This window comes from Candidatus Saccharibacteria bacterium (genome assembly GCA_016699955.1).
In the GTDB taxonomy this organism is placed as follows: Bacteria; Patescibacteriota; Saccharimonadia; order Saccharimonadales; family UBA4665; genus JAGXIT01.
Genome location: CP064993.1, coordinates 1,025,074 through 1,039,065, shown reverse-complemented (window position 1 = coordinate 1,039,065; position 13,992 = coordinate 1,025,074). Strand labels below are relative to the sequence as shown.

Genomic DNA, 13,992 nt, shown 5'->3' with positions numbered 1-13,992 from the left:
CTTTGCGCAAGTACCACTGGTAGCGCCTGCAGGCCTTAGGTTAGCGAGAGCGAAGCCTATGGGGTGGTTTTTGTCTTCTAGCCTTTAGTTTATTTCAACGAGTAGAAATGATTTATGAGACATTGTTGCTCAAAAACGCCCGCGCTTTTGTCGTCCTGGTCCACTGGTATTTTTTGAAGTCAAACATCGCAAAACTGAACGCCAAGGCCGCTGCCTGGAGTACATAACTTCCCAAAAACTTCAACAAATGAGCTTTCCTGCCAATTATACATGTCGCTCACGCAAAAAGAATCTGAATATGCCGTCACGAACTGTATAGAAAATATCAGCTAAAGAACTTCTGAATGGCCGGGAGATCGCGGGTGAGCCAGGTGAGACGAGCGCTAATTTCCTCGTAACCAATGCTGATGTTGCGCTTGAGCATGGGTTGGTCTAACTTGCTTTCGAAAAAGTCGTGGTATTTCTGCTCATATTCGCGCGTGTTCACTACCGTTGCGGCGTAACGAGGAAGGTAATCGTACGATTTGTCGTTTTCAAAGGTTTGTTGCAACCACGCCCACTCATTGACCATCCACTGCCAGGCTGTGTCGCGCGTGTAGCGGTTGCGAAGTAGATAAATCAGCCACCGATCAACATCTTGTGGTTTAGTAAGCTTGCCGTTTTTGAGGCGAGTAAGTAATCTTTCGGCAACAGCCGGACTATGCGTGGCGGTAAGGCCGTCGCAGGCGTCTCCGCGGAGCTCGCTGTTCTGTGTAGCGTCGTGAAGCGTTAGCAAGAATTCTATGGCTGCTGCATCACCTTCTTTTACTGGCACGGACATGACAAGTGCACGGAGCTCGGCTGGTACGGTGCTTGGGTTTTTTTTGTATGCCGCAAACTGCTTGCGAGCTGTTGCTAAGACTGACTCATCCTCACCGTAAACGCCGAGACCCAAGATAAGACTGCGCAGTTTGGTGTCGGCGGCCGATTCGCCAGGTTTTTCATCCCAGCCCAGACGTTTAAGTTGTTTTTGGACTAACGCGCTGCTCATGGCCTTTAGTTTTGGTTCAAGTGATTCATCTAAGTCAATAAACCGTCGCACCTCACTTGCGACTAACGCCATGATATCCCAAACGGGTTCACTTGTTTCGTCCGCGTAGGCACCGAGCAGCTTGAGGGTCTCGGCGTAACTTTGATACCCAGCCCGGGCAAGCATGGCACTTCCACTTAAGAGCATAAGCCGGTCGGGCTCAGCAAGGGTTTGGCTTCTCACCAAAGAAACGACATGCTGGCTAGTTTGCTCGTTTCGGTAATCTACAAGATAGTGACCTTTAGCGCCAACGTTTAATATAAGCGGACGAGCTTGTTCCAGACTGTACTTTACCTGGGATGCCGAAAATTCCTCTGGCGCTTTAAGCTCATTTGCAAAAAGTGGAATAGGCCAAAAACGTGTTTTGTCGGCTTTAGCTGGGTCATCTAGGAACTGTTCTTGGGTAAGTTCTACTTCTTTGCCATTTTGCGCTACATGCACAACCGGGAATCCAGAGCGGGTTAGCCAAGGCGTCATAAATGCTCCGACATCTTTGCCGCTGGCCTTACTGAGTGCTGCCCAGAGGTCATCACCGGTCGTGTTTTTATAGGCATGCGTGTTGAAATAGCTACTTAATCCTTTTTGAAATGCCGCCTCGCCGATGTAGTTTTTCATCATATACAGCAGTCTGCCACCTTTGGCATACACGATGCTGCCGTCAAAAAGGGTACTTATTTCGTCGGGGTGGTGGACGTCGACATGCACCGACTGAACTCCGTGCGTTGCATCGCGTCGAAACGCCGCAAGACCCTCGCTAGCAATAAACTGATTCCACACGTGCCACTCCGGGAACATTGCATCAACTGCCTGATACTCCATCATGTTTGCAAATGATTCGTTTAGCCAAAGGTCATCCCACCATCGCATGGTGACTAGATTGCCAAACCACTGGTGACTTGTTTCGTGAGCGACGACAAGGGCAATGTACTCCCGAGTAGATTGACTTGTTTCACCTGGGTAGTCGAGTAAAACGCGTTCGCGGTAGGTTATGAGCCCCCAGTTTTCCATCGCACCACTGCTAAAGTCTGGAAGGGCGACATGGTCAGCTTTAGGTAGCGGGTAGGGTACGCCAAAATAATCTTCAAAATATTCAATGCTACGGGTGGCAGCGTCTAGTGCAAATTCCAAGGATTGTACGGGCTGTACTGAGGTTGCCCACGCGTTTACCTCTACACCGGACTTTGTTTTAGAGGTTTTTTTATGCAGGTCGCCAGTTACAAACGCAAGAAGGTAAGTGCTCATGCGCGGTGTTGTGTCAAAATGTACAAATTGACTCTCACCCTGTACGGTGGCTTCCTGAGCGGGCATATTGCTGAGGACCTTTACGCCAGAACGAACATCGAGCGACAGCTTAAACACTGCTTTTGCTTCTGGTTCGTCAATGCACGGGAAGGCCTCGCGGGCATGATGGCTCTCGAACTGTGTGGCAATTAGTTTCTGTTCTTTGCCCGCAGAGTCTTTCCAGTAACATGGGTATATCCCGGTCATGCCGTTGGTAATTTTTCCTTCAAAGTCCATGGTGACAGTGTATTCGCCCGGGTACGCCATACCTTGGGTGTGGAGACGTACTTCTTGCAGAAGTTTTTGGTGATTGATACGCTTAAGCGGTAGCTCGGTTTCGCCTTTTTTGTCACGGAGTACGATTTTTCCAGAGGTAACTTTTACCCCATTTGCATGAAACGTTAGTCGCTGGCTTGGTCGCCCAACCTTTTTGCCGGTTATGATAACTTGCCCAGAAAACAGCATTTTTCCCTCGTCCAACCGAATAAAAAGCTCATACCTCTCCGGCTGGAACTGTTTGTATAACAGGGTAACAGACTTGCTCATCAGTTTATTCTAGCATGATGTAGAGCTATAAGTGTCGCTAGTTCGCCGTAGCGCCGGTTTGGCCAAGAGCCCAATACAAGAACGATGCCGTCAAGATTTGCGCGCCGACATCTGCTTTAGCATCATCACCCTCGATTCGTTCAGCGAATAAGGAATCAATATATTCATTAGCCAGTGTGGCGATCTCAAGTGAATGCGGTCTTTCCGCACCAGTTGCAAAGTTGTTTGGTACTAGTAACATGCCAAATTTATTTTTGTCGCTTTCAAGCTGTGTAACTGAGCCGATTAGTGGAATTCTACGACGGGAACAGGCCAAAGCTAGAGCCCCAAAGTCTACTTTGAATTCTCCAACAGGCACATACGGCTTAGTAGCATTTCTTATGTCATCAAGAAACGCTTGTTTATCGCCTAACGTTGCGCAGTTTACAGCTACAACAACCTGATTTGGCTTCGTTTCCGTTGCTCTCATTTCAAAAACCCCTGTGGGAGTATAAACGTCGTCGTTGAGGATAGCAGATCTTTGAGACGCTGGTAGAAGCGGTACGGCACTAAAACCATCGAATGAGCCAGCTTGAAATACGAATCGTGTTAATAACACGGATGGCAGAGACAATCTCGCAATCTCATCAAAAGCATCAGTTTCAATAGTGGCCATAAACGTAACAATACTGCAAAGTAGTAGAAACATCAACAACAAAATATAATATATTTTTTAATCGGTGTTATTGTAAAATAAAATGTACTTTTTTGTATAACAGGGTAACAGACTTGCTAATCACTCTAGTCTAACGCAAAATGATGTTGAAATATTTGACACAAGTGTTACAATAGGTCTCAATTATGATGATAATAGATGGATCGCCCGTAAGTATTACCGAGTGCTATGGAGGCCCACATATTACCGCAGAGGAAAACACGGGCTACATGTTCGATACAGAAGTGAGCGGATCGGTTGCGTGGCATACCCTTAGACGCGCAGGAGTACTTGCTAAGGATATTAACACACTGTCAATCCATTTTGGGGGTTTATCAGACGAGGTCAAGACTGAGATTGATAAGAATGGCACGCTATACGGAATTACCACTGGGTCATCATATGACCCAAAGGAAAGGAATATCACAGTTTTTGCGGGGAATATCTGGGCTCTTGCCTTACCAGATCGTTTGGCTTTCATACCGTGTCGTGATGTGACGGTTGACAGGGCTTTACGCTTGGCGCTCGGAAGATTTGTGCACGATACTCACTCTAAACATGACAAAGAGCAATCGCCACAACAGATAATGGTCGGGAGAAGGGCGGTCGATTCGAGTGTCCTAGCTCTGCCGCCCCTCGGTCCGAATCATCGTGAAATGTTGGAAGCATTTCACGTTGATTTGTGGCCGGCACTAGCAACTATGCCCTTAGGCTATTTTGGGGGTATGGTTGTTGCACAATTGTTCGGCGAAGCCGAGTATTTAAAAACTCTGCGGCAAGGTTTTTCTGGTCCAGTAAGATGTGCAGCATCTTTTGAGCGTAATACTCGGGAAACCCCGATAGTTCGTTATGCGCCGACAAACGAGCTTACGACCATATTCTTGACAATATAATCCGAGCAGAGTAAAATACCTAATTGTAATAGGTCGGCCGGCAGGTCGGCTTTTTTCGTAACTGACCGCCCTGATAAAGTGGATAAACTAAAGGAGTAGCAAAAATGGATATGGATTTCAAACAATTAGCAGTCGCCATACAGGCAATTGCCGAAGAAAAAAACTTGCCCGAAGACACCGTAACAGAAGTTGTTGAACAAGCATTGGCCGCAGCATATCGGCGCGATTATGGTGAACGCGAGCAGGAAGTTCGTGTGAGCATGAACTTGCATAGTGGTGAGGTGGATGCCTATGTAAGCAAAGAAGTGGTAGAGAAAGTCGGTGACGATGACTTTGAGATCAGCCTTGAGGATGCCAAAAAACTCAAAAAAGACGCTGCCATCGGTGAGTCTGTAGAGTTACACGAAAAAGTGACTACTTTTGGACGCGTAGCTGCCCAAACAGCCAAGCAAGTCATTTTGCAACGCCTGCGTGAAGCGGAGCGCGAGATTGTACTTGCTGAATACGAAGATAAAATTGGCACAGTTATCAATGCTATGGTGAGCCGCGTTGAGGGGATGATTGTTCGACTTGAACTTGGGAAAGCCCAGGGCATTATGCCGAAAAGTGAGCAAATTCAGGGTGAGCGCTATTACCCTAGCCAGCGACTAAAGGTTTTCCTCAAAGATGTTGAGCGTGGCCCTCGTGGCCCGCAGCTGGTGGTTTCTCGTGGTAACACACAGTTTATGGAGTGGCTTTTCCGCGCTGAGGTGCCAGAAATGGATGCTGGGGCTGTCGAAATCAAAAATATTGCTCGTGAGGCTGGCATACGCAGTAAGATTGCCGTTGCAAGCACTGTTCCTGGCGTCGACCCTGTGGGCACCTTTGTGGGTGGACATGGTACACGCGTAAACGCGGTGGTAGGTGAAGTTGGCGAGCAGGAGAAGATTGACATAATTGTTTTTGCTGAAGATACGGCGCAGTACATCATGAATGCTCTTAGCCCAACCAAGGTGAACCGCGTGGTTATAGACGAATCTGCCAAACGAGCCAAAGTGTATGTCCCAGAAGACCAGCTTAGTATTGCTATTGGCCGCGGTGGTCAAAACGTGCGTCTTGCCTCGAAACTTGTTGGCTATGAACTCGACATTGAGGCCGAGAAGGGTACCGTTTTAGAGGGTGAAGCTCAAGTGAAAGAGTTACCAAAACAGCCTCGCCTAAAGAAGAAAGAACAGCTCGAAAGCTCCCTCCTCGACGCCATCGAAGAACACGGGGAATAAATAACCCGAACTTGGCGTAAGCGCTGAGTTCCACAGGGAGCTCGCCCGCCCCGCTTTTACAACTGGACTAAACCCAGTTGTAAAAGCTTACAACCCCTAAAGGTATCTGATAAGAAATTTAGCACTCTTGACTCATGAGTGCTAATTTTGATAAAATAGTCTAATGCAACCAGATTACCAAGAATTTTCAAATTATTTGACCGAGAATGCTCGCAGAAGCCTGGCGCACGCCGGCACAATTGCTCGCGGTCTGGGAGATGCCTACATTGGTACGGAGCATTTGCTTCTTGGTTTGCTAGCACAAGACGGTTCCTTAGGCGGAAAAATCCTTGAAGACAGTGGTGTTACGCTCAGCAAGGCGCAAGTGGCGCTCAAGTTGACACCCAAAAACATCGTCGTAAACATGGGCGCAAAGGGCTACAGCGAAACGGCAAAACTTACTCTTCGCATGGCCTACGATATCGCGCAAGATTACGGGCAAGACTACTGCGGAACCGAGCATATTCTTTATAGCCTACTAAGTCAAAAGAACTCGCGAGCCAGCGTGCTGCTTCGTGACATGAATATCAATACAGATTCAGTGGTGCGAGAGCTCGAAAACTTCCTAAACCGACAATTCGACGATGCCGACCGTGAGTCTGTGGAGGCAGGCGGGCGCCGTGCCAACCGCAAGACGAGCCGCAGCGGCAAAACCATGTTGGATCAGTTTGGCACCGATCTCACGGCGCAAGCGCGCGGCGGTAAGCTTGACCCGGTGGTCGGCCGAGAGGCACAAATAAAACGCGTTATCACGATACTAAACCGTCGGACAAAAAATAATCCGGTACTTATTGGTGAGCCCGGTGTCGGTAAAACCGCCATTGTCGAAGGCTTGGCGCAACGGATTGTTAATGAAGATGTACCTGACAGCCTGTTAGATAAACGTATCGTAATGCTTGATTTGGCCGCCATGGTGGCAGGGACGAAATACCGCGGTGAGTTCGAAGAAAGACTCAAAAAGGTCATGGCCGAGCTGGAAGCCGATAAGCGCACGGTTGCGTTTATTGATGAACTCCATCTAATTATTGGGGCTGGTGCAGCGGAAGGCTCTATGGATGCCGGAAACATTTTGAAACCAGCGCTTGCTCGCGGCAAGATACAGGTTATCGGAGCGACCACCACGACCGAATATACCAAACATGTCGAAAAAGATGCTGCATTAGAGCGGCGCTTCCAACCGATACAGGTGCCCGAAGCCACGGTGCCTGAAACCATCGCAATTTTGAAAGGTCTACGCAAGCACTACGAAGAATTCCACGGAGTGACTATTTCAGATGAAGTTATTGAAGACACTGTAAACTTTGCGAAACGGTATATTCAGGACAGATTCATGCCAGACAAGGCAATTGATTTACTCGACGAAACAGCGGCAGCACTTCGAGTTGAAAAAGGTAAAACCAGTCCAGAGGTACGCAAACTTCAAAAAGAACTCAAACTCGTGAATGCTCGTATAGACGAGTCTGTTGACCAAGAGGATTACGAGCGAGCGGCTCGCAGTAAGACTCGTGCCTCACAGATCCAGCAAGAGCTTGGAGAACTGCATAAAACCACCAAAACAGGCGCTGCGCTCATCATGAATAGTGATGACGTAGCCGAAGTAGTTTCGCGGATCACTGGTGTGCCAGTACGAAAGGTCATCAAAAGTGAAGCAAAATATCTCATGCAGCTCGAAAAAACATTTCTCGGCACATTATTGGTCAAGCAGAAGCAGTAGAGGTAGTGAGCAAAGCTATCAGGCGGAATCGTAGCGGAATTGGCGCAACCAACCGACCGATAGGATCATTTATTTTTCTTGGTCCTACGGGTGTGGGTAAAACTGAGCTCGCACGTGTTCTTGCCCGCGAATTTTTTGGAAATGAAAACGCTCTCGTCAAGATAGATATGAGCGAATTCGGAGAACATCACAATGTGTCGCGACTTGTCGGCGCACCAGCTGGCTATGTTGGATATGATGACGGTGGTCAACTCACTGATAAAATTCGCCGCCAGCCGTATAGTCTTGTATTGTTTGACGAAATTGAAAAAGCACACCCTGACGTATTTAACATGCTTCTCCAAATGCTAGAGGACGGCTATATTACTGACAGCAAAGGTCGGCGGATTGATTTTACAAACACCATTGTTATTATGACCAGTAATATTGGTGCAGATAAGTTACAGAAAGAATCAGGTTTTGGATTTCAGTCCGAACGTACTAATAGCTCAAATGACCCAGACGGCTTGCATGAAAAAAACAAAGAAGACGTTCTAAGCAGTCTTAAAAAAGAGCTGCGACCAGAATTACTCAATCGTCTTGATAAGATAGTTGTGTTTCGTGGCCTTAGCAGGAAAGACATATACAAAATCATTGACCTGCAAATCGGTGAGCTCAAAACACGGCTTCAAAAGAAAGGTGTTAGCGTACAACTTACTAGCGGAGCTAAGCAGTATTTGCTTGAGCACGGCTATGATGCTAAAAACGGTGTCCGCCCACTCCGCCGTCTCATCCAAGACACCATAGAAGACCAGATGGCACTGGAAATACTCGACGATAAATATAGTAAAGGCGACATAGTTCACGTTGGTATAAGAGACAACTCGCTAACCTACTCGACGCTAAGCGAATGAGCAGTCCTAGCCTGTAGAGCTCGGCGCTTATGCCGATTTCGGGTATACTAGGCGTATGCAATCACAGGTTGGCAAAAAGAATCGTTACGGGACGCTTTTTTTCCTGCTATTTTGGCTGAGCTTACTCTGGCTGGCATATATCTATCAGCAGCAAATCTTGGACTGGTGGAAATTACGCGGCTATACACCGTCACAAGAAATTGCGCTTGTTGCCGACGAGGCGCATATGAGCTTTGCAGGAGAGCACCTGTTTTACGTCAACAAACCAAAAATAGTTGGTGGAACTTCTTTTGCCACTTCTTGCCCAATTGGGGGAGAAAAAACGATTATACTTGGATGCTATCGCGGCGGCGATAACGGCATAGTTTTGTACCAAGTGACCGACGCTCGGCTGTCTGGGGTTATAGAGGTGACTGCGGCTCATGAGATGCTGCACGCCGCGTACGACAGGCTTTCAAGTGGTGAGCGAAAACGTATAGACAGTTTGCTTAGCGCTGTATATGACTCAAGCAGCAGCGAAGGTCGCGTCAGGAACACAGTTGATGCGTACCGCTTAACAGAGCCGACTGAACTTTCAAATGAAATGCATTCTATTTTCGCAACTGAAATAAAAGATCTGCCTGAGGAACTTGAAACTTACTATAAGCAGTATTTCACTAACCGCAAAGCGGTGGTCGCCTTGGCTGAGAAATACCAATCCGAATTTACGGCGCGTCAGGAACAAATTAAAGCATTGGACACGGAGCTTGCCGGTTTGAAAAGCGATGTTAACGCAAACCAGATTGAGCTGCGAAGACAGCAAAGCGTACTTGCGTCGACGCAGCGAGAGCTTGACACGCTGCGCCGGGACGATGTTCCCGGGTATAATGCCCGGGTCGACGGGTACAACCAACAAGTACGTACCTACAACTTTTTGCTTGAACAAACCCGAAGCCTGATTGTGCGGTACAACGACACGGTTGAGAAGCGCAACGCAGTGGCCCTAGAAGAACGCGAGTTGACGCAGGCACTGTCAGCCGATACGTTGCCTGCTGCGCGTTAGCTTGAATCATCTAAGCTGTCTTTGTGGAGTAGACCATTGCGCCGGCATGCCGGCTGGCCGGTGCGATATGCGTGTATACTAGAAGTCTGAAGGGATACTATGGCTAAAAATACAGTTCGATATGTTTGCGCAAACTGCGGTGCTATTTACAGTGCCTGGGCGGGAAGGTGTGCCCAATGCGACGAATGGAATTCTATTTCCGAAGAGGTTCAGCTAGTTGGTTCTGGCCCGAATGGGGTGAAGTCGTCAGGGAGAAAACTTACCTCCCAGGTGATATCTGCCTCAAAAGCCAAAGCTGAGCGCCGAATAGCTACAGCCATAGCCGATGTTGATATGGTTCTCGGAGGAGGGCTCGTGGCGGGTGGTGTCGTGCTTATAGCTGGGCAGCCGGGAATAGGTAAAAGCACGCTACTTATGCAGTTGGCAAACGCTGTTTCCAAAGACCACGCCGTACTTTATATTAGCGGCGAAGAATCACAACACCAGGTAGCTATGCGTGCTAGTCGGCTTGGGGCGGGTGGTGATCGGCTTCAGATTGCTAGCAGTAACTCGGCGGATGATGCCGCTTCAACAATCTCCAGCGGGGATTTCCAGCTTGTGGTGGTTGACTCTGTGCAAACAATGACGGTTGCAGGGGTATCATCCGCACCGGGCAGCGTGAGCCAAATAACAAATAGTACAAATCTGCTTCTTCAAGCGGCCAAGCAGTCGGATACGGCGCTTCTTATTGTTGGACATGTCACCAAAGAAGGGTCAATCGCTGGCCCCAAGCTCCTCGAGCATATCGTCGATGTTGTATTGACCTTGGAGGGAGACGCGTACGGCGGTTTTAAAGTACTCCGAGCAACCAAAAACCGGTTTGGTCCAACTACCGAAGCCGCCATTATGGAAATGGATGCACAAGGCTTAAAAACAGTTCTCAACCCGTCTCAGGCGCTCCTAGAAGAACGGCAGATTACCGATGGGTCTGTGGTCCTTGCTACTCTGGAAGGAACTCGTCCATTGCTAGTAGAAGTGCAGGCACTTGTCAATAAAACCAGCTACGGTTACCCAAAAAGGGCTGCTAGCGGCATTGATCTAAACCGGGTTAATTTGCTAGTTGCAGTTTTGGAGCGCCGGACAAAATTGCAACTAGCTGATCAGGATATATACGTCAATATTGTCGGTGGTTTACGTCTTCAAGACCCGGCGGCCGATTTGGCAATTTGTATGGCAATTGGCTCGGCTGCAAAAGGCATGAAGCTAAAACAAAATGCAGCCGTATTTGGCGAGGTAGGTTTGTCGGGTGAAATTAGACATGTACCATTCATAGAAAAACGTGTCGCAGAAGCCCAGAAACTTGGCTTTGACTGTGCGGTTGGTCCACGCGACCGAGGCAGCAAAAAACAGAGCTCATTTTTACATGTTGTCCCAGATGTTAGAACAGCGTTGAATGAATTTTTAGAAAAGTAAAATCAATTACGCTACGTTCGAGCTAGCTAGGGGCTGCTGGTTGTCGTTGTTTCCGCTACGCTAACTGTTACGCTCGTTGTATCGGTACCTTGGTACAGAACACTATCAGTTACCTGGACAGTTATTTCTGCCGCACCCGTCGAACCAGCGCTCGGAACGTAGGTGAACTGATAGTCGCCGCTAGCACTGACTCCTTGAGATTGGACGGACTGGCCATTTACCAGCAGCGCAATTGTACCAGGGAAGCTGGGTCGGTTGCTGTCGGTTAGCGCATGGGTTCCTTGGTCAATCCGAACCATAATACTACAGCCATCTGCTGGGCAAGTTAAGCCAGCCTGGCTATCGGTTGACGCGCCATTGATAGCAGTAATACTAGCCGACGGTTTAGCGTCGTTGCAGTTGTGAATATCATCATTTCCGGTGGCAGGAGCGCTGCCGCCAGTGTTGCCTCCCGAGAAGACGTCGACATTCCAGCCTGCTGCGTTGCTGTTTGCACTGGTTTGCTTTGCTAACGGAGGCGTACAGCTGGTAGCGAGTTTGTTTGAAACTTTGTCAAGCACTTCGTTGGTTGAGGCAGCCTTGCCGACATACCACGAGGGAAACAAGTCAGTCGCGCGGCTTGGGACTATTTGCCCGGCACCGTTTTTGCTGCGGTTTACAAAGGCGGGGGCAGTTTTTATGCCGGCTGGTTCTTTCCAGTTATCGGGCGCGCCTGCTCTGTCATGAGCACCCTGCATGAACTGTTTCATAATAGGGGCCGTCATATTTTCTGGTTGACCAACGTACGGCACGGTACGCGTGTGATTACCGACCCATATGCCAGCCGAGTATTTCTTTGACCAGCTTACCATCATACCATCGAGCAAATCGTTCGTTGTGCCGGTTTTAATTGCTATCTTCCATCCTTTGTAGCGGTGAAATTTCAAACCACTACAGCCCTGTTCGTTACAGTTGTTTCCAAGGTACGAAGCACCCGGGTCTGAAGCCATATCGTTGACAATGTACGCCGAATCTGGCTTGACAATTTGCTTGCCTTCAGGCTGCTTGAACTCTTTGAGGGTTTTGCCAGAAGCGTTTGTTACTTTTAAAAGATAGGTCTTTGGAAGTGTTTTCCCAAGACGACTAATTGAAGCTATGCCATGAACATGGTCGTCAAGGTGTAAGTAAGCGCCGTCGCCGATGCCGGCAGAGGCATAGCACTGTTGCTCGTCCGCCTTTGTTGCTCTTGTAAGATCTGTCTCGTCCTTAAAGCAGCGGTATCCGTCGGGGTTATCCATGAGCCCGTCTATGGTGGAAATAACTTTATTCATTGAGGTTGTGCGCCCAGGGCTGGTGTCGTTTGGTACGGCTGACGTAAAAGCTTTTACGGCTGGTACGTTGCGTGAACCACCGAGCGCGTAGCGTATGGTCATCGGTCCAGGGTAGCGGCGGTCAAAGTCAAACAGGCAGTTTCCGGCTGGAGGTCGAGATTTATTTGTACAGGTATATTGTGCAATGGGGCCTTGTGTATCGTAGAGGACGCTACCGGCACCGACGTTTTTGTTGTTATCGATGAAAGTGAGGTAGTTGTAGGGCTTAATGCTTGAACCGGGTGATATGTACATTTGGCTCGCGTAGTTGTTCTCACCATAACCGGGGGTGTCTAGCCCCCAGCCACCGACTAGAGCAACTATTTGTCCGGTGTCGTTGTCTTCGGCAACAAATGCCCCAACCTCGGCTCTTTGTGCCGTTAATCGAGCCCGACCATCTGCCATAGATTTTTCGGCCAGTGCCTGCATGTCCATATCAATCGATGTAGTTACTTTCCAGCCACCGTTATCGACTGCACCCTTCGGAAAAGTTCTATATAGCTCGTCGCGGGCGGCTAGCACAAAATAAGGGGCTTTGATATTTGTGTATTTATCTTGACGGGGCTTCACCTGGGCGAGAATGTCAACCTTTTTAGCTTCATCTGCCTGCTGCTTGGTAATGTATTTTTCGTCAATCATGATATCGAGTATGTAAACTTGGCGTTCGAGTAGCCATTCTTTATCAAAATAGTTTGTGCCGAGGCTTTTATTGAACTCCGGGCTGCTGTAGGGTGAAAGTGAGCCGGGTGCTTTTGGTATGGCAGCCAGCATTGCCGCTTGGGCTAGACTGAGGTCTTTGGCGCTGACGCCAAAGTAGTCTTGCGCCGCCGTTTCTACGCCGTAGTTCACGTTGCCGTAAGGTGCCATGTTTAGGTACCCAGTCAGTATTTCTTTTTTGCTATATTCACGTTCGAGCTCAACGGCCAGAATCAGCTCTTTTATTTTACGACTGACAGTACGTTCGTTTTCCCATCCTTCACTAAGCTTGACCAGCTGCTGGGTGATGGTTGAACCACCCTGCCGCCCGCCGCTGCCGCCTTTGACTTCATTGACTGCTGCGCGTGCTATACCTTTAGTGTCGAATGCACCGTGTTCAAAGAAATTGCGGTCTTCTATGGCAAGAGTCGCCTGTTTCATTACTTCTGCAATTTTGTCATCTGCGACTGGTACGCGTTTTTTGGCATCATAGTCCTGGTACAGAAGTACCGTTCCAGTGCGGTCATAATATGTTATGCTCCCACCAAATGTGTTACCCGAGATGTCATTGATTTTTGGTAGATCTTTGCGAAAGTAGGCAAATACTCCAACCAATAGTAAAAAGCCAACCACAAAGCATATTCCGGTGATTTTGAGAGCCATAAGCGCGCCCTGACGGCTAAACCAATATTTGGCCACTCTTTTTGGACTAATTCTGTAGAAAAACCGTTTCCAGGGGTTAGCAGGCAGACTACTCAGATATGCAGCTTTGCGTCGGGCTTTCGCTTCTCGACCAGCTTTGAGCCTATCGTTTAGTGATCGGTTTACTTTGATTGATTTCCCACTTCGCGTGGTGAAAGTGTTGGATTTTGCGCGCGTGCGCCTAGGACGATTCGATTCAAGCTGTTTCATGAGATTAAGCTATATACTCCACTTACGTATGTCCTACAGTATAGCAAAATCTAGTTCGCGAAGCACAAGCAAAATATCACAGGCTAGAAGGATAGTTTACTGCAGGGCTAGAGCCAAGCGCCCAGGGCGCTATTACCTCGAAGTATTTATAGT

General features: G+C 48.4%; 7 protein-coding genes and 1 pseudogene. 5 read left to right on the top strand and 3 right to left on the bottom strand.

Annotation, left to right across the window (positions count from 1 at the left end):
* Window positions 1-325: 325 nt before the first annotated feature.
* Both IPL85_05360 and IPL85_05355 read right to left on the bottom strand, forming a co-directional pair.
* Window positions 326-2,896 carry a M1 family metallopeptidase gene (locus IPL85_05360; GenBank protein ID QQS19666.1) on the bottom strand — a complete coding sequence of 857 codons (2,571 nt, stop codon included), beginning with the start codon at window positions 2,894-2,896 and terminating at the stop codon, window positions 326-328.
* A 37-nt stretch (window positions 2,897-2,933) separates the two neighbouring features.
* On the bottom strand, window positions 2,934-3,551 hold the full coding sequence (locus IPL85_05355) for a hypothetical protein (protein QQS19665.1): 618 nt from the start codon (window positions 3,549-3,551) through the stop codon (window positions 2,934-2,936).
* Window positions 3,552-3,736: 185 nt separating this feature from the next.
* Here IPL85_05355 and IPL85_05350 point away from each other — a divergent pair, with 185 nt between their 5' ends.
* From IPL85_05350 to radA, 5 genes and pseudogenes are all read left to right on the top strand, one after another.
* The gene (locus IPL85_05350) at window positions 3,737-4,483 is read left to right on the top strand and encodes a hypothetical protein (GenBank protein QQS19664.1); all 747 of its coding nucleotides are present in this window, start codon (window positions 3,737-3,739) and stop codon (window positions 4,481-4,483) included.
* 110 nt (window positions 4,484-4,593) lie between these two features.
* On the top strand, window positions 4,594-5,742 hold the full coding sequence (gene nusA / locus IPL85_05345) for a transcription termination/antitermination protein NusA (protein ID QQS19663.1): 1,149 nt from the start codon (window positions 4,594-4,596) through the stop codon (window positions 5,740-5,742).
* Between the two features lie 163 nt (window positions 5,743-5,905).
* A pseudogene (locus tag IPL85_05340) lies at window positions 5,906-8,388 on the top strand (ATP-dependent Clp protease ATP-binding subunit).
* Between the two features lie 55 nt (window positions 8,389-8,443).
* Window positions 8,444-9,430 carry a hypothetical protein gene (locus tag IPL85_05335; protein QQS19662.1) on the top strand — a complete coding sequence of 329 codons (987 nt, stop codon included), beginning with the start codon at window positions 8,444-8,446 and terminating at the stop codon, window positions 9,428-9,430.
* A 99-nt stretch (window positions 9,431-9,529) separates the two neighbouring features.
* Window positions 9,530-10,882, top strand: coding sequence for a DNA repair protein RadA (gene radA / locus IPL85_05330; GenBank protein ID QQS19661.1), 1,353 nt, complete (start codon window positions 9,530-9,532; stop codon window positions 10,880-10,882).
* Between the two features lie 26 nt (window positions 10,883-10,908).
* Here radA and IPL85_05325 read toward each other — a convergent pair whose 3' ends face one another.
* On the bottom strand, window positions 10,909-13,839 hold the full coding sequence (locus tag IPL85_05325; GenBank protein QQS19660.1) for a penicillin-binding protein: 2,931 nt from the start codon (window positions 13,837-13,839) through the stop codon (window positions 10,909-10,911).
* Between the last annotated feature and the right edge of the window lie 153 nt (window positions 13,840-13,992).

What these genes read in the sequence shown, in the direction of transcription:
- IPL85_05360 (QQS19666.1), bottom strand. Translation starts at nt 2,896, where the DNA reads ATGAGCAAGTCTGTTACCCTGTTATACAAACAGTTCCAGCCGGAGAGG.
- nusA (QQS19663.1), top strand. Translation starts at nt 4,594, where the DNA reads ATGGATTTCAAACAATTAGCAGTCGCCATACAGGCAATTGCCGAAGAA.
- IPL85_05350 (QQS19664.1), top strand. Translation starts at nt 3,737, where the DNA reads ATGATGATAATAGATGGATCGCCCGTAAGTATTACCGAGTGCTATGGA.
- IPL85_05325 (QQS19660.1), bottom strand. Translation starts at nt 13,839, where the DNA reads ATGAAACAGCTTGAATCGAATCGTCCTAGGCGCACGCGCGCAAAATCC.
- radA (QQS19661.1), top strand. Translation starts at nt 9,530, where the DNA reads ATGGCTAAAAATACAGTTCGATATGTTTGCGCAAACTGCGGTGCTATT.
- IPL85_05335 (QQS19662.1), top strand. Translation starts at nt 8,444, where the DNA reads ATGCAATCACAGGTTGGCAAAAAGAATCGTTACGGGACGCTTTTTTTC.
- IPL85_05355 (QQS19665.1), bottom strand. Translation starts at nt 3,551, where the DNA reads ATGGCCACTATTGAAACTGATGCTTTTGATGAGATTGCGAGATTGTCT.